The 15,002-nt window shown below is 52.8% G+C and carries 13 protein-coding genes; 2 read left to right on the forward strand and 11 right to left on the reverse strand.

The genetic code is table 11. From position 1 onward, the window contains the following. Position 1: 1 nt before the first annotated feature. The 9 genes from H6G21_RS05650 to H6G21_RS05690 form a co-directional block, all read right to left on the reverse strand. Complete coding sequence (locus H6G21_RS05650) at positions 2 to 346, reverse strand: metalloregulator ArsR/SmtB family transcription factor (protein ID WP_190571968.1); 345 nt, start codon at positions 344 to 346, stop codon at positions 2 to 4. A 442-nt stretch (positions 347 to 788) separates the two neighbouring features. Next, positions 789 to 1,754, reverse strand: coding sequence for a sll0787 family AIR synthase-like protein (locus H6G21_RS05655; protein WP_190571451.1), 966 nt, complete (start codon positions 1,752 to 1,754; stop codon positions 789 to 791). Beyond that, entirely contained in the window at positions 1,754 to 2,290 is a 537-nt protein-coding gene (locus H6G21_RS05660; protein ID WP_190571453.1) for an MSMEG_0567/Sll0786 family nitrogen starvation N-acetyltransferase, read from the reverse strand. Before H6G21_RS05660 ends, H6G21_RS05655 begins: the two co-directional genes overlap by 1 nt. A gap of 14 nt (positions 2,291 to 2,304) precedes the next feature. Continuing rightward, entirely contained in the window at positions 2,305 to 3,396 is a 1,092-nt protein-coding gene (locus H6G21_RS05665; protein ID WP_190571970.1) for an MSMEG_0568 family radical SAM protein, read from the reverse strand. Between the two features lie 47 nt (positions 3,397 to 3,443). Next, on the reverse strand, positions 3,444 to 3,866 hold the full coding sequence (locus H6G21_RS05670; RefSeq protein WP_190571972.1) for a DUF1348 family protein: 423 nt from the start codon (positions 3,864 to 3,866) through the stop codon (positions 3,444 to 3,446). Beyond that, a complete protein-coding gene (locus H6G21_RS05675; protein WP_190571455.1) occupies positions 3,857 to 4,873 on the reverse strand; it encodes a Nit6803 family nitrilase in 1,017 nt (338 codons plus the stop codon). The genes H6G21_RS05670 and H6G21_RS05675 overlap by 10 nt, the downstream gene beginning before the upstream one ends. A 23-nt stretch (positions 4,874 to 4,896) precedes the next feature. Then, positions 4,897 to 5,379: an MSMEG_0572/Sll0783 family nitrogen starvation response protein gene (locus H6G21_RS05680; RefSeq protein WP_190571457.1), complete on the reverse strand. Its 483-nt coding sequence runs from the start codon at positions 5,377 to 5,379 to the stop codon at positions 4,897 to 4,899. A gap of 180 nt (positions 5,380 to 5,559) precedes the next feature. Continuing rightward, entirely contained in the window at positions 5,560 to 6,843 is a 1,284-nt protein-coding gene (locus H6G21_RS05685; RefSeq protein ID WP_190571459.1) for an MSMEG_0569 family flavin-dependent oxidoreductase, read from the reverse strand. Positions 6,844 to 6,956: 113 nt separating this feature from the next. Continuing rightward, positions 6,957 to 8,384, reverse strand: a complete 1,428-nt coding sequence (locus H6G21_RS05690; protein ID WP_242041673.1) for a LuxR C-terminal-related transcriptional regulator — start codon at positions 8,382 to 8,384, stop codon at positions 6,957 to 6,959. A 595-nt stretch (positions 8,385 to 8,979) separates the two neighbouring features. Here H6G21_RS05690 and H6G21_RS05695 point away from each other — a divergent pair. After that, positions 8,980 to 9,729, forward strand: a complete 750-nt coding sequence (locus tag H6G21_RS05695; RefSeq protein ID WP_190571462.1) for a cadmium resistance transporter — start codon at positions 8,980 to 8,982, stop codon at positions 9,727 to 9,729. Positions 9,730 to 9,969: 240 nt separating this feature from the next. On the opposite strand, the gene rpe is transcribed toward H6G21_RS05695, so the two are convergent. After that, positions 9,970 to 10,668 (reverse strand): ribulose-phosphate 3-epimerase, encoded by a 699-nt coding sequence (gene rpe / locus H6G21_RS05700; RefSeq protein ID WP_190571464.1) that lies wholly within the window; start codon positions 10,666 to 10,668, stop codon positions 9,970 to 9,972. 188 nt (positions 10,669 to 10,856) lie between these two features. On the opposite strand from rpe, the gene H6G21_RS05705 reads away from it, so the two are divergent. Next, on the forward strand, positions 10,857 to 12,686 hold the full coding sequence (locus H6G21_RS05705; RefSeq protein ID WP_242041674.1) for a S8 family serine peptidase: 1,830 nt from the start codon (positions 10,857 to 10,859) through the stop codon (positions 12,684 to 12,686). 119 nt (positions 12,687 to 12,805) lie between these two features. Here the strand turns inward: H6G21_RS05705 and H6G21_RS05710 are convergent, their stop codons facing one another. Then, complete coding sequence (locus tag H6G21_RS05710) at positions 12,806 to 14,662, reverse strand: hypothetical protein (protein WP_190571468.1); 1,857 nt, start codon at positions 14,660 to 14,662, stop codon at positions 12,806 to 12,808. Between the last annotated feature and the right edge of the window lie 340 nt (positions 14,663 to 15,002).

Raw genomic sequence — 15,002 nt, forward strand, 5'->3', positions numbered from 1 at the left:
GTTATTTGTTCTTTGAGCAGTTGTAGCGAGTGCATTCATAAACGCCTTTTGCTACATCAGCCAGTAATTCATCGACTATTTCCAAAATCTCAGTCACTCGTGGATCAGCAAGTTGATAGCTCGTGTAACGTCCTTGCTGTAGGGCACTTACTAGACCACAATCTCGCAGACAGCCCAAATGATTTGAGGTATTAGATTGCGATAGCCCAGTTGCTTCAACAATTTCACTCACGGTCATTGGACGCGATCGCAGCGCCTCCAAAATCGCCAATCGTGACGAATCAGAAAACCCACGAAAGAGTTTAGCTTTCAAACCAGTGGACTGAGATCGAGCAGACAGAACCATATGTTTTGCTTTTAATTGAAGCTTTTCGCATATCATCATATCAGCAATTAATGATATTTTAAGACTAATAGAACTATGTTCAACCTTATCTCAGCAATAACCGATGAGCTTCAAGCTACTGCCACAACTCGAAACGTAAGCGGCATAACAATGAATAGGCTGAATTATTCTGCCTAAGATTTCAATTTGGGTGGATAGGCAGAATAATTCGGCATAACGTACTAAATTTACTACTTATGCCGATTTTTTCGCATAATGTGCCGATCTAGCTAAATTGCAAGAAGCTTTCCGCCTATTTTCAGATTTCTTATGGAGGTGGGTAAATGTATTACTAGACACACGATTTTAGGTGTAGTGGAAAGGTGTAATCAAACTTAGGATACGCTAGTGCTAACGTAATGCATCAGTTACCCTGTCATAGGGGTTAGCTCGGCTGACAAATCTACAAATCTGGTTTAAATCCCGTTAGGGGGCGGTGGGCTAAATCCCAAAAGCTGATGGATTCCTGTTGCAGTTGCAAGACCAATTCAGAACTGCCATTGACTTCACCGATCGCTTCGCAGGCCAGGGAGCGATCGCGAAACAACTGCTGCACTAAGGGCACTTGAGCCGCATCCACACTGAGTAAAAAACCATAACTGGGAAAGACAGTCAGCCAGGTTTCCAGGGGCACATGGGCAGGACGGGGAATGGCTTCCAGATTCAGAATGGCACCCCGACCGGAGGTTTCCAGCAGCATCAGGGTCGTGCCAATGATGCCACCCATGCTGATATCCTTGCCCGATCTGCACAGGTCTTGCTCAGCAATCTGGGGCAACAGCGCTAACTTTTCCTGCAATTGCGCAGGGTCTGCGGTGGTGGCGGCATTCCAGAACGGAAAGCGGGGATGCATTGCGCCATGCAGATCTACCACCATCAGCAAGTGTTGCCCCGGTTGGGCATCGAAGCTCGTGATCAGGCGGCTGGCTCGTCCCAAAATCGAGACAGAGAGGGCATTGTAGACACTATGGCAGTTGGTGTGCCCGCCAACGATGGGGACATTGTAGGCACGGGCTGCTGCTTGCATCCCCGCCCAGAGCGGTTGCGCTTGCTCAGCAGACTGGCTCCACAGGGCATCGACAACCGCGATCGCCCGTCCCCCCATGGCATAGATATCACTGATATTCACCATCACCGCCGACCAACCCGCAAACCAAGGGTCTTGCTCGACAAAACCCGGCATCATGCCTTCACTGGCCAGCAGCAAATAGCCGTCGCCGTCGGGAATGGCGGCACAGTCATCCCCCAGTTGAACCGGGAAGGGAGATCGCGGCGTGACCGACTGGCAAACCTGGGCGGTAGTTTGAATATCTTGTTTATGCAAAATACCGATCGCAGTTTGCAGGTGGGCAACCAGGGCAGTTAGCATCAGGACGCTTCTCTGACTTGTTGAAAGGGTCGGGCAGGCCGGATCTCGTTAGCTGGCGGGTAAAAGTTGAGATCCACTTCCATCAGGTGGTGCGGGCGATCGCAAATGGTCATTTCTTGAACAGACTGCCAGTGCAACCGCTGAAAAAACCGCACATTCTGAAGCTGCACCGTAGCCAGGAATTGCTGACAGCCCCAGGTATTGGCCGTTGTCACCGCCTTGTAGATTAACCCTTTCCCAATTTGCCAGCCTTTGCGATAGTCCGGATGGGTGCCCAATCGCCCGCCATACCAGAAACCGGGACTCGTTTCATAAATTCGCACTACACCAACAATCTGGTCGGCGGAGTCGCCAGAATTGGGTTCAGTCGCCGCGTTGGCCTGGACGGCAATGATGGGATAGGCGATCGCATCAATGTCATCCACATCGCTGGTCTCGAAAAGCTGTTGTTCGTGGACAAAAATGGTCTGACGCAGGGCATAGTAAGCCGCGATTTCTTCAGGCGTAGTCGCCAGTTTGAATTGATAGGAAGTCATGGTTCTTAGACAGTTCAAGCAGCTTCATAACTGGAGAGGGCAGAACAGGCTCCACACTTGGCGCATCCGGCTTTCATGTCGGCAGAGCGTAACCCGGACTGCTTCAGCATTGCGCCGACGCGCCCATAGACGGCCTGCATGAATTCACTGCTGGGGGCAGGATGGTGCGCCAGCGGCGTGCCCGTAATCGGCACAAAGGGCACAACAAAGGGGTAGACCCCGATTTGAATCAGGCGATCGCACATCTCCGTCAGGGTTTCCAAACTATCGCCCAATCCAGCCAGGAGATAGGTGCTCACCTGTCCCCAGCCAAAGATTTTCACCGAGGCTTGGAATGCCTCAAAGTAGTAACTGAGCGGCACCGACGCTTTTCCAGGCATGATGGTGGCTCTGATGGCTGGATCGGCAGCCTCCAGATGCATCCCCAGGTTCTCAATTCCAGCGGCGTGCATCCGCTCGAACCAAACAAAGTCATCCGGGGGTTCACATTGCGCCTGGATCGGCAAATTCACCCTGGCTTTAATCGCTTTGGCGCATTCAGTCAGGTAGGCCGCACCGCGATCGCTCGTGTTGGGCGTCCCCGTGGTCATCACCAGTTGCCGCACCCCATCCAACTGCACAGCCGCTTCGGCCACTTCCGCCAGTTGAGCCGGAGTTTTACGGGCAATAGTGCGCCCCGCCTCTAGCGACTGGCCGATGGCGCAAAACTGGCAAGCGGTGGCCGTGTCGTTGTAGCGCATACAGGTTTGCAAGACCGTAGTCGCGAGTACGTCGCGGCTGTGCAGCAGGGCGATTTTCCAGTAGGGAATCCCATCGGCGGTACTGAGGTCATAAAACCGAGGCCACTGGGGAAAGGAAATCTGGGCGATGTCGCGATCGTGAAACCGCAGTTTGGCCTGACCGGGTCTGGAGTCGAGCACAGCCGCATAGGGCGATCGCGTCGCCGACTCGGTAAAGATCGGCACCATCACCGTCGTGTCATCAATGGTGATGGCTTTGTGATCGGACGGCCCCGCGCCCCCCTTGCGACCCATCACGGTTGATGTCGGCTCAATCCACTGCAACCCATAGGTCTGGAGTTGAGCAATGAGCTCTTGCTTCGTCAGGTGTAGCGGACTCGTCGATTGCTGATTCAGTTGCTGAGTCATGTGGGTTACCGCTCCCAGCGAAATTTGCGATCGGATTCTTGAATCGGAACATCGTTAATGCTGGCGAATCGGCGCATCATCAGCCCATTGTCAGCAAACTCCCAGTTTTCATTGCCGTAGGCGCGATACCAGAAGCCAGAATCGTCGTGCCATTCGTATTCAAACCGCACCGCAATACGATTCTCCAGAAAACACCACAGTTCCTTTCGCAAGCGATAGTCCAACTCCTTCGCCCATTTCCGCTTGAGAAATTCCACAATCTGGGCGCGTCCCTGCAAGAACTCAGCCCGATTGCGCCATTCGGAATCTTCGGTATAGGCGAGGGCGACACGCTCTGGGTCACGGGTATTCCAGGCATCTTCAGCCGCCTGGACTTTGGCTTTGGCGGTTTCTAGGGTAAACGGGGGTAGGGGAGGTTTCATGGGGATTCATTCAGGGTGAACACAGGTGAAACAGCATTCGCGTCTGGAACGGGCAAATCCAGTGGGGCGAAGTCTGGAACCGGCGTGGGGGCAATCAGAGATTGAGCCGTCAGGTTGGCATGCAGTTGCAATAAGTCCGGGCGGGAGTAATGCCCCACGGAGTCCATCATCCGTTTGCGCTTGGTGATCAGGGAGAAGTCAAGGTCAGCGATCGCCATGCCCTCTCCCTCGGTCACAGGCGGACACAGGTGATTCCCCTCCGGGCCAATAATTGCCGTATTACAGCCGTTGCTGAGGAACCGTTGCAGCTTTTCATCCGGGGTAATTTGCCCCACCTGTTCCGGCGACAGCCACGCCGTGGCATTGATCACAAAACAACCCGATTCCAGGGCGTGGTGGCGAATGGTCACTTCGATTTGATCGGCAAAAATCTGCCCGACCATCGACCCAGGAAACTGAGCACAGTGGATTTGTTCGTGCTGGGTCATCAGGGCAAAGCGAGCCAGGGGATTGTAATGCTCCCAACAGGCCAACGCACCCACCCGGCCCACGGCGGTGTCCACCGTTCGCAATCCGGCTCCGTCGCCTTGCCCCCACACCATGCGCTCATGGTAGGTCGGGGTTATCTTGCGCCGTTTCAGTACCAGGGTGCCATCAGCATCAAAGATCAGTTGGGTGTTATAGAGGGAGCCGTGATCGCGCTCATTGACTCCCAAGACAACGACGATATTGTGGGAACAGGCAGCCTGACTGACGGCATCGGTGGTTGGCCCTGGAATCGTCACGGCTTCTTCGTACAGCCGCATGTGCTCTTTGCCCATCAGGACGGGCGGTTGCACAAAGGAGAAGTAGGGATAGTAGGGCACAACGGTTTCGGGAAAAACCACCAGTTGCGCCCCTGCCGAGGCCGCTTTGGCGATCGCCTGCAAGACCTTCTCGGTTGTGCCCTCGCGGCTAAACAGCACTGGACTGATTTGAACTGCCGCTGCACGAACAATGCGTGAATAATCCATGGGTGATTGGAAGAGTAAAAATCCTAGAGTGTCCAGGTATCGAGAATGAAGGCTCCATCTTTGCGATGCAGCAACACCAAATCCAGCACATCCAGCGGATTGATCGGGCGAATGCCAGGAATCAACGAGGGTTCGCCGTGACCATACAGGGCTTGTAGCGCAAAGCGACAGGCATAGACTTTGCCACCTTCGGCCATAAACTTGGTCAGTTGCTCGTTGAAGTTTTGGTGACCCGGAAAGGCAGCATCACCGAGTTTCGGAAATCCTCGCTGCACACCCAAGGTTACACCGGGGCCATACAACAGCACTGAAGTCTCAAAGCCCTTGCGCTGTAGTCGGGTGGCTTGCAGCAAGTTAACAAAACCAATTGAGCCTTCAAAGGCAACGGTGTGGAAGGTCACCAGGGCTTTTTCACCCGGTTCGGCTTTGACATCGGGAAAAACCTTTTCTTCGTAATCAACAAAGAAATCACCCGTTTGATGCGCTGGGGCAGTCACTTCAGCCATAGTTGCTTCCTTTTGTTTTGCTGGGTTTCCAGCCCCATTATGAGGTTGTCAGAACGGGGATTTGTATCTCCAGTTACCGAGTCCAGAAGACTACCCATAGCGTCAGGTTCGCGATCGCCAATGGGCTGAAGTCGGGGAGATCGGCCTGTCATCCCTGTTTAAATCGATAGGCGATCGGGACTACGAACCCAGCAAAAATTCATTCACCACACTCCAGGCATTGTTAGTGGAAATCCGTCGCCGTGCCGTCAGGTAATCGGCCAGATGGACCGCATCCCGTGCAATGCCGGAAAATCGCCCCGAACCCCAGGTATACAGCCAGGGCAACCCCAGGAAATACAGCCCCCAGAGGGGCGTTACGCCGCGCTCATGACTGGGATAGCCCTTACCGTTAAACACGGGCATATCCACCCAGCTATAGTCGGTTTCATACCCCGTACACCAGATCACAGTTTGGATATTGGCAGTTGCCATATCGATCGCGGGTTGCTCCTCGGTGGGATGCCAAACGGGCTGGTAAGGCGGTTCGGTGGGGGCATCCAGATGGTTTTTGGCAATGAACTTGTCAATGGTCTGTTTAATGCTTTCGCAAACGGCATCGGCTTGGTCTAAATTTTGCTTCAGGTCGGGATTAAATTGCAGTGCTGTCCCGTCAATCCGCTGTAACCGTCCGTGCAGTTGCATTCCTTCCTGGGCAAACTGCCGTAGGTCAATCTCCCGCCCACCATCCCGTCCGGTGAGGTAATGGTTGGCCTTGGCGCGGACTTTGTCCTTTTGGGGATGCTCGTCAATTGGTAAGTCGTAGTACCCCATCTGATCTAACCAGTCCACTACATCTTTACCCCGGTAACGACGGGGCGATCGCGGCGCACTGCCCACACTCAAATGCACCGTCCGACCCGCCAGATGCAAATCCTCGGCAATTTGGCACCCCGATTGGCCAGTGCCCACTACCAGCACGGCTCCCGGTGGCAAGGCATCTGGATTTTTATACTCCGATGCGTGAATTTGCTGGACGGTGGACGGCAGTCGCTCTGCCATGCGGGGAATTTTGGGTCGATGATAGCCACCTGTAGCAATGACCACCTGATCGGCGGTGTAGCTGCCGATCGAGGTCTCCAGTTCAAAGCGATTGTGGGTTTCGTCTTTCCACAGCCGCGATACCGCTACACCTTCGCGGATCGGTGGCTCAAAGGCAGCGGCAAAGGCTTCGATGTACTGCACAATTTCATCTTTCACCATGAATCCCTGGGGGTCACTCCCCGGATAGGGAAATCCCGGTAGTTGACATTGCCAGTTGGGTGTAACCAGACAAAAACTATCCCAGCGTTTTTCTCGCCATGCATAACCAATTTGATTTTTCTCGAAAATCAGATGGTCAATGCCCCGTTCTTTCAGGCAATAGCTCATGGCTAACCCCGCCTGCCCACCACCAACAACGACGACTGAATGGTGACTGCTCATAGGATACAAAAGCCTCTGTTGTGCAACTTACAGCCAGCCTAAAGTTGCGATTTATGCGCCTTTGTATCTGTGAATACGGAAGTTCCAAGTCTAGCGATATGGGTAGGTGGCAACTAAATCCATCCCTGTTGAATTGCTTGATAAATTGCCTGATAGCGGGTGCGAACCTGAAGCTTAGCCAGGACATTGTTGAGATGGAATTTGACGGTGCTTTCGCTGATGAACAGGTGTTCGGCAATGTCGCGATCGCGGTGCCCCTGGGTTAATAACGTGAGAATTTCCAGTTCCCGTTCCGTCAGTTCACTGGCGCGAATACCCCAGGTTTGCCCCTGCGTCACCGCCTCGACGACCTGCCGCAATTGCTCTGGTGAAATCGATAGGTCAACTTTGGCCTGAATTTTCGCTGGACAAACTGGGGTAGTGGCGATCCAGATAATTTTGCGATCGCCTGCAATCGTACTCGGCTGATCGGTTAGGACGGGGGCATTGCGATCGCGGCAGGGGGTTAATCCGGCGGCTCTGGCAAGTTGGGTGCAGGCCAGTTGCAGGACGGATGCAGTACAGGCAATTTCTAGCCGCAGATCGGAGGGTTGTTGGCGATAGGGAAGGGTGAGTTGAATTTGCAGTGCCCGTTGGTTGGAGAGGGGTTGGGTGGTGAGTTGCCCCCCCAACCCGGACGCGAGAAGTTGAATTTCGGCAAGATGGCCATCAATTAGGTCGGTGGCGGCTGGCGATGGGTTAGAAACGGTGATCTCTAGGGATACACCTTGGTCGTCATACAGGAGTCGGGTGTAGGCGGCCTGGTTGAGGGTTTCCGCTAGTTTGAGCAAAAGATAGTGGGTCGAGAGGTCAAGGGTGCGTTCTGTCCCCAGCATGGTCAACCGCGACCCACTGAGAATTTTAGCGATTTGGTCGGAGAGGGGAATCTCGCTGCTGCTATGCCCCACGGCCAGTTGCCAGTTGTGCTTTTCTGTTTGGTATTGGATGGCAGTGCTGAGGGCGACGGTGACTAGGGTGCTGAGGGTGGGCAGCACTTCCAGAAATTCTGGTTCGAGGGGATGGTGGCTGAACAGGGCCAGTACGCCAATGACGCGCTGACCGATCGCGAGGGGATAGCCAGCAAAGCCGCGAATTTGGTGGGCGATCGCCCATTCCCGATTGCCCACCCAGGGTTCTTCTGGCAGGTTGTTACTCAAAAAGGAGACGCGGTTTTGGGCGATTTTGCCCACTTTATACGCCCCCATGGGCACGCGGCCAAAAAAGCCATTGGTGTGGGTGTACATGCCCGATGAGGCGACCAACCGCAAGAGGGTTTGATTGGATTCTAATAACCAGATGCGGGCAAAGGCGCAATTAAATCGCTCAACTAATCCATCAGTCAGAGATTGCGCCAGTAATTCTGGCTCTAGGCATCCCGCAAATGACTGGGCAATTTCGGTGGCTTGCTGCAAGTCAAATAGCAGGTGCGCTGGGTTAAGCAGGCTATCTGACGAGGTGGGCATTCGAGGTGGACTATTGTTGGCGTGGGGCGGCAGAACCATAGTCTCTATTGAGGCGTAGTTCTGCATTTGGCTGTGTATCTACGGTTACAAAGCTAAGGTTCTATGTGCAGTTGGCGGGGAAGAATGCTGATGTATTCGCCTGGAGTATATTCGCTCGGGGGTGGGGTGGGAAGGGGTTGGCTCCAGAGCAAGGGTTCGGCAACTATCGGCAACTCAACCCAGGCAATCCAGCTATTGACTCATGAAAATGAGTATTTCGTGACAATATCAGAAAGAATGGCTCAGGGGCAATTGTAAAGCAGGATAGGAAACCAATGCTTTTGTCTTGCGCTGTCAATGGATCTGGAGAATCCCCCATGACAACTTGCAACAGATCGTAATCACTTCCAGAGCTAGATTTAGGAACAATTGTATTCACCCCTGCAATTACCAACATGCTCAGTCAGTCTGAGATAGTAGCATTGTTACAACACTATCAATCAGGCGATTAATAATGTAGCTGTAAATGATTCAGCAAATTACGATTTAGTCGTGAACCGTTCAGAGAATAATGAACCTGGATTATTCGATCGAATGTGTTTTTCTGTTACAGTAGATTCACTTTAGTAATGCATTGGATATTGCAAATCATTACATGCATTGGGTATTGCAAGCAATTACAACAGGTATCGCTGCCTTCATTGCCACTAATCTTGATGATCTGATTCTGTTAACGATTTTATTCAGCCAAGTGTATTCTGCTGGCGATCGAGATGCTGCACCAACAGAGGGGCAACCCAGTCATGGACGAAAAGCTGAGGGGTCGCTAGTTCAAGCTCAGAAAATTCGGGCTCAGCAAATTCGGGCTCAGCAAATTGTTACTGGTCAATATCTCGGATTTCTGATCCTTGTGTTGGCCAGCTTACCAGGTGTTTTAGGCGGTTGGATTGTGCCTCGGCCCTGGTTGGGATTGTTGGGGTTACTCCCGATCGCCATTGGCCTGCACCAACTGTTGCATCAAGAACCCGAAGCAACCGTTCAGCAAGTCAATGTCATAGCCCTCCCCGATCGGCCCCAGCGAAATTCTCGCAAAATCACCGCTTTACTGAGTTCGCCGATCGGCCAAGTTGCGGCCATTACCGTCGCCAATGGGGGCGACAATCTGGGGATTTACGTACCTTTGTTTGCCAGTCAACCTGTGGCGACGGTTGGCTTAATTTTGGTCGTCTTTTTTGGCCTGGTCGGCGTCTGGTGCGCGATCGCCTATTTCCTAACCCGCCATCCAGTCATCGTAAAAATTCTGGCGCGTTATGGGCACTTGCTTTTACCTCTCGTATTGATCGGTTTAGGCATCATGATCATCATGGAAAGCCAAACTTTGACATTGTTGCCCAACTGGTTATAGCGGGACTGGGCAAATTATCGACAAATTATCATCGACAAATTATCCTAGTCGGTTCTGCTTACTGGAAATCAACCTACCGAAAATAAAAAGAGCAAATAAAAAGAGCGGGTAACGAACTTACCCACTCTTCCTGATTTTTAGGTTTTGAATTTTTGTCTCGAGTGAAGTTTCCCGGAAACGAGATCTGGCTTCAATGTGCTGGCGAGAATATGCTAGCGAGCCGATCGTCTGGAATTAACCTTAAACCGCCGCCAATTCCTTTTCAGGACGCTTGCTGTTGCGGATACTGTCGATCGCGGCAGCATAATCCGGCGCGTTAAACACCGCAGACCCAGCCACGATCGCATTGGCCCCTGCTTCCAGCACTTGCCAGGTATTGTTCCCCTTCAAGCCACCATCCACTTCAATCCAAGGATCCAAGCCACGCTCATCACACATTTGACGCAGTTGCTTGATCTTGGGCACAACGCCGGGAATAAAGCTCTGGCCACCGAAACCCGGGTTAACGCTCATGATCAAGATCAAATCGCACAGATCTAGAACATACTCGATCGTCTCCAACGAAGTCCCAGGATTCAGCACAACCCCTGCTTGCTTACCCAGATCCTTAATCATGCCCAGGGTGCGATGCAAGTGAATCGTAGCGCTCTGTTCCGCATGGACGGAAATGATATCAGCCCCTGCCTTGGCAAAGTCTGCAACGTAACGCTCAGGCTCAACGATCATCAAATGCACATCCAAGGGCTTTTGGGTGTGGGGACGGACTGCATCCACAATCAGTGGACCGATCGTGATGTTGGGAACAAACCGACCATCCATCACATCAACATGGATCCAATCAGCTCCAGCGGCATCTACCGCACGGATTTCTTCTCCTAAACGACTGAAATCAGCAGACAAAATCGACGGGGAAATAACGATCGGCTTGTTTGAAGTCATGGTGGCAGTGGGTCGTTGACGACGAGTAGACAACAAATTTGTGATTAGTTTAACAAAATGTGAATCTTTCCTTTCAGAATTTTGGTGAGGAAATCGACAAATTTTGAATGAAGGTGAGATTGCGCGGTCGGAGGCCAATTCAGGGTGTAGGGTGTAAATAGTGGGGATTTGAAAATCGGAAGTAGGACATGATACGCCAATTCAGGCCAAAGTTACGGGAATCAAGCGCAAACGGTCTTGATTTACCCCAGTTTTGGCTGATTCACACGCTGCTCTCCCCCCAGAAACGATTCCTGGTCAGTTTAGTGCTGATCTCTTGGAGTCTGATGGGGTTTAACCAACCCGTTCCGATCGAAGATTCGTCGATTGGCGATAAAGGCATTGATGCCCTACGCCTCCAGAAATCTCCCCATAACTTAACCGGGCGCAAAATTGCGATCGGGCAAGTAGAAGTGGGTCGCCCTCCTAAGTTTGGGGTGGACAAAGCCAAGGATCGCAGTCGGCGGATTCAACCAGAATCGGCGTTTTTCCATGTTCCCATCGTCGATGCCTTTTTCCGCGATCGTAAGCCGGGACGGAATGTCAGTGTTGACCCCCATGCGACCCAGGTGGCCAGCCTCTTGGTCAGTGACAGTAAAGCCATCCGAGGCGTTGCGCCCAATGCTCGCCTGTATGTGGCGGGGGCCGGAGCCATGAACCGAGGGGCCCAGCAGGAAGACTGCCTCGCAGCCCAAACCGTCGCCATGCAAAATGGGGGGGATGTGCGGGCCATCAACATTAGTTTTGGGGAATCCCTACGACAGGATCCACGTTCAAAGGCCGTGCTAGATGGCAACGCCCTCCTCACCCAATGTTTAGATTGGTCTGCGAGGGTTCATGATGTTCTGTACGTGGTCGCAGGCAATCAAGGCAAAGGCGGCATTCCCATTCCAACTGATAACTACAATGGGATGACGATCGCCTTTACCCAACGGGTAGACGATCGCTATGCCAAGATCGATTTTTCTAATATTGGGGATAGCAGCCCATCGGTGTTAAAACGCAATGAGGGGATTGAGTCGAACCTGAATAACCGTCGATCGATCGCCTTGGCTGCACCGGGATATCGAGTCAATGTACGACGACTGGATGGTCAAGTCGTGACGACCAGCGGCACCAGCTTTGCGACGCCCCACGTTACTGGAACGGTGGCGCTGCTGCAAGAATACGGCGATCGCCAACTCCGAAAATCCTGCCAACGGGGCGAGGGCTGCCGTCTGCCTTGGACGATCGATGCCCGTCGTCACGAAGTCATGAAAGCGGTATTAATGAATTCCGCCGATAAATTACAGGACACCGATGGTCGGCGGTTAGGCATGACCCGCACAATTTTTCAGAAGAACAATCAAACTTGGCTGGAGAGCGATGCGGCTCAATCCCCCAAAATTCCCTTGAACTTTCAGATGGGGGCAGGTCAGTTGAATGCCTATCGTGCCTATCAACAATTCAGTGCAGGACAGTGGAATCCCCAGAAGTCCGTGCCCGCGATCGGATGGGACTATAACGAAGTCCTTCACTCACCGAACGATCGAAAACGGCATTCAGCATCTGTGAACGCCCGATCTGGCTCCACTTCTAACTCACCCACTGACCCCACTGCTGACAGAATCTCGGCCAGTCCAGTGTATCGGGACTATGTTTTAAATCAACCCATTGCCGCAGGCCAGTACGTGTCCATCACCTTGACTTGGAGTCGCCAAGTGGAGCTGATCGATCGCAACCAAAATGGCCAGTACGACATTGGTGAAGGCTTCAACGATCGCGGTCTTAATAATCTTGATCTGTACCTCATGCCGATCGAGGAAAACGATATCCGCAAAAGCGTAGCCGCTTCCATCAGTGAAGTAGACAGCACAGAACATGTCTTTCAAGCAGTTCCAGTGACTGGCCGCTACAAAATCCGGGTCTATTTCCGCCAAGCGGTCAATGCACTCAGCCAATCCTATGCCTTGGCTTGGTGGACGGCTACGGCCAAGTAGAGTCCCCCAGGAAGCTTCCGGGTTACCTGCCAGCCATCTCTTGAACCGGACTGCTTGCAATCGAATGAACGCCTTGGCAATGTCTTGTTAGCTATGCCTGAAACTGGCTGTGCCGGGAACTAGCTGTGCCGGGGAAAACTAGGTAGCTCAACGGCTGATAGTGAATCCCGCTTTTTCATCGATCGCGTCGGATAGAGGATGGGGGCAATTTCTGACATTTCATTGAAAACGTCCGGGGCAAGGGGGTCGTCGATCTCAGATCGATCGTGGTCAGAATCGCGATCGTGGTCAGCACCCGGCTGGGCTGGACGGCCTGCCTCACCTGCCGCTGGAGTACCTAGATGGGCCAGGGGAGAAGCCGCTTCTGCACCATCCCCATCACTAGTGGAAGGACTGGAGGCCATTGCAGTAGCCTCTCTTGTAGCAATTTTTCTTGCAGCGTCTACCGTCCCTGGCCACTGAACCACTCGCCCTGCGATCGAAGTCAGACTGGGTTGCTGTGGGGGCGTATCCTGGGAACTCACCGGAAGATTGTCGGCCAGGTCGCCGGACTGGCTGGCTAGATGACTGTCTAACCGATGGACGGTCGGGAGAGCTGTCAGCGAACTAGACAATGCATCAGGATCCGCTAAATCAGCAGCCAGGACAGAATCCCCTAAGGAGAGATCGGGGGCCTCACCCTGCACGGTCGTTTCCCCCAAGGGGCTGTGTAGTCTATCGCTGCCCCCTGGGCCTGTTGCATGATCTACTTCAGAAGATACCTGCCGCTGAATCGTATAACTGACCATAGGTTGCTCATCCCCAGATGAACCTATCTCGTCGGGCACGATCGGCGGTATTTGCTCATGGGACGCAGCGATCGAATCAGATACCACCATTGAGTCAGATGTCACTGAGTCAGATGCCACCGCAGCTTCAACCGGCTGACCATTCATAAAAGCATTCATCCAAGCCTGAAAGGCCGGATCTAGGGTCTCATTCTCTTCATAGGAGGCCGACCAGGGCTGAACCGGCTGCGAACGTGGAATGCTTAATTTGACCGGTTGCCCCTGAAGTAAATCAAGGTCTGCGGCCACCAGGGAAGGTTCTTCCACCCCATCGGGCACCGAGCTATGCATGTAGGTGGCTGTGGGCACATCCAGACATTTCTCCAACGCCGCTTTAAATTGCAGCGTGTAGCGCTGTTGACGGTGTAGGCGAGATCGGAGATCGCGACAGGTAATTTCCATCTGGTGGAAAGTTTGCATTTGTTCGGTGTAGCGTTGTTGTGCCAGCGCACATTCCCGCTCTAGCTGAGCAATTTGTTCGTGACTGCTCTGAAGCTGTACCGTAATCGTCTCCACCAAAATCTGCTGCTTTTGCGCCGTTTGATGGGAGCGCTCCAATTCTTGGAAGAGCTCTCGAATGCGACCCTGCGCTTTGTGCAATTCTTGGTTATGCTGCTGAATCAGTTCGGCTTGATCCGTTGTATTTTGAGGTTGAGCTAAGGCTAGGGTTTCCCAGCGCTCCATTTCTTCCCGCAGAGCGGATTGGGACGTGGCCAACGCCCTCTCTAGTTGGCTCACTTGCTCCCGCAGTTCTTGATTCTGCCGCTGTAGTTCCTGGAATGAGGCTTCCTTGCTGCTGCTAGCGTACCCCTCTGATCCAGTCGGCTCGCCCCCAGCCTCTCCCCCGATCGCCGCTGCCCCATCTCCCAAGTTCCAGGTCACTTCCGCCATCGTAATTTCAGGCAACGCATCAACACTCGTTGCATGGGGAAAGGTCACCGTGGTCCAACCATCGTCATTGCCGTCATGGCTGCCATTGCCGGGAATGGATTCATTGCCTGCTGCTGAGGTATCTGACCTGGCAGCTACCTCATCCGATAACTCTGTCGATCGCGCGGTTGATCGCAACTGAGTCGGCTGAATCTGAGTTAGTTCAGACTGGCTAGAAGGCTGACTAGAATTGGGGTTAGGAACTGCGGCTTCACTCATTGTTAACTCATCCTGAATGATAGGGGCTCCTCAAGGTGTCCGTCGAAGAGTTCTAGATGGAAAATCGATCCAGAGAATACAGGGCCATAACAAATTCCCTAGAAACTCCTGGCAGTGGCTATTCACCCATTCTGTCCCTTTATCGGATAAACCCGGCAACATTTCTGCTAAAGGGATGACAGTAAGTAGGATAACCCAATTCCACTAGAACGCTGTGCTTGATCTTGCGGATTACCGTGATCTCATTGATCACTTCGATCACCTAGGGATTTCACGGAGATGCAACGAAAAAGATTGCCCCAACAAATACCATTTCCTCAACATCGACAAAGGTTTCAGG

It is taken from the genome of Alkalinema sp. FACHB-956, assembly GCF_014697025.1.
In the GTDB taxonomy this organism is placed as follows: domain Bacteria; phylum Cyanobacteriota; class Cyanobacteriia; order Leptolyngbyales; family Leptolyngbyaceae; genus Alkalinema.

Bases quoted from the DNA above. Each gene is read 5' to 3' on its own strand.
- H6G21_RS05650 (WP_190571968.1), bottom strand. From the start codon at position 346: ATGGTTCTGTCTGCTCGATCTCAGTCCACTGGTTTGAAAGCTAAACTC.
- H6G21_RS05655 (WP_190571451.1), bottom strand. From the start codon at position 1,754: ATGCTAACTGCCCTGGTTGCCCACCTGCAAACTGCGATCGGTATTTTG.
- H6G21_RS05660 (WP_190571453.1), bottom strand. From the start codon at position 2,290: ATGACTTCCTATCAATTCAAACTGGCGACTACGCCTGAAGAAATCGCG.
- H6G21_RS05675 (WP_190571455.1), bottom strand. From the start codon at position 4,873: ATGGATTATTCACGCATTGTTCGTGCAGCGGCAGTTCAAATCAGTCCA.
- H6G21_RS05680 (WP_190571457.1), bottom strand. From the start codon at position 5,379: ATGGCTGAAGTGACTGCCCCAGCGCATCAAACGGGTGATTTCTTTGTT.
- H6G21_RS05685 (WP_190571459.1), bottom strand. From the start codon at position 6,843: ATGAGCAGTCACCATTCAGTCGTCGTTGTTGGTGGTGGGCAGGCGGGG.
- H6G21_RS05690 (WP_242041673.1), bottom strand. From the start codon at position 8,384: ATGGTTCTGCCGCCCCACGCCAACAATAGTCCACCTCGAATGCCCACC.
- H6G21_RS05695 (WP_190571462.1), top strand. From the start codon at position 8,980: ATGCATTGGGTATTGCAAGCAATTACAACAGGTATCGCTGCCTTCATT.
- rpe (WP_190571464.1), bottom strand. From the start codon at position 10,668: ATGACTTCAAACAAGCCGATCGTTATTTCCCCGTCGATTTTGTCTGCT.
- H6G21_RS05705 (WP_242041674.1), top strand. From the start codon at position 10,857: ATGATACGCCAATTCAGGCCAAAGTTACGGGAATCAAGCGCAAACGGT.
- H6G21_RS05710 (WP_190571468.1), bottom strand. From the start codon at position 14,662: ATGAGTGAAGCCGCAGTTCCTAACCCCAATTCTAGTCAGCCTTCTAGC.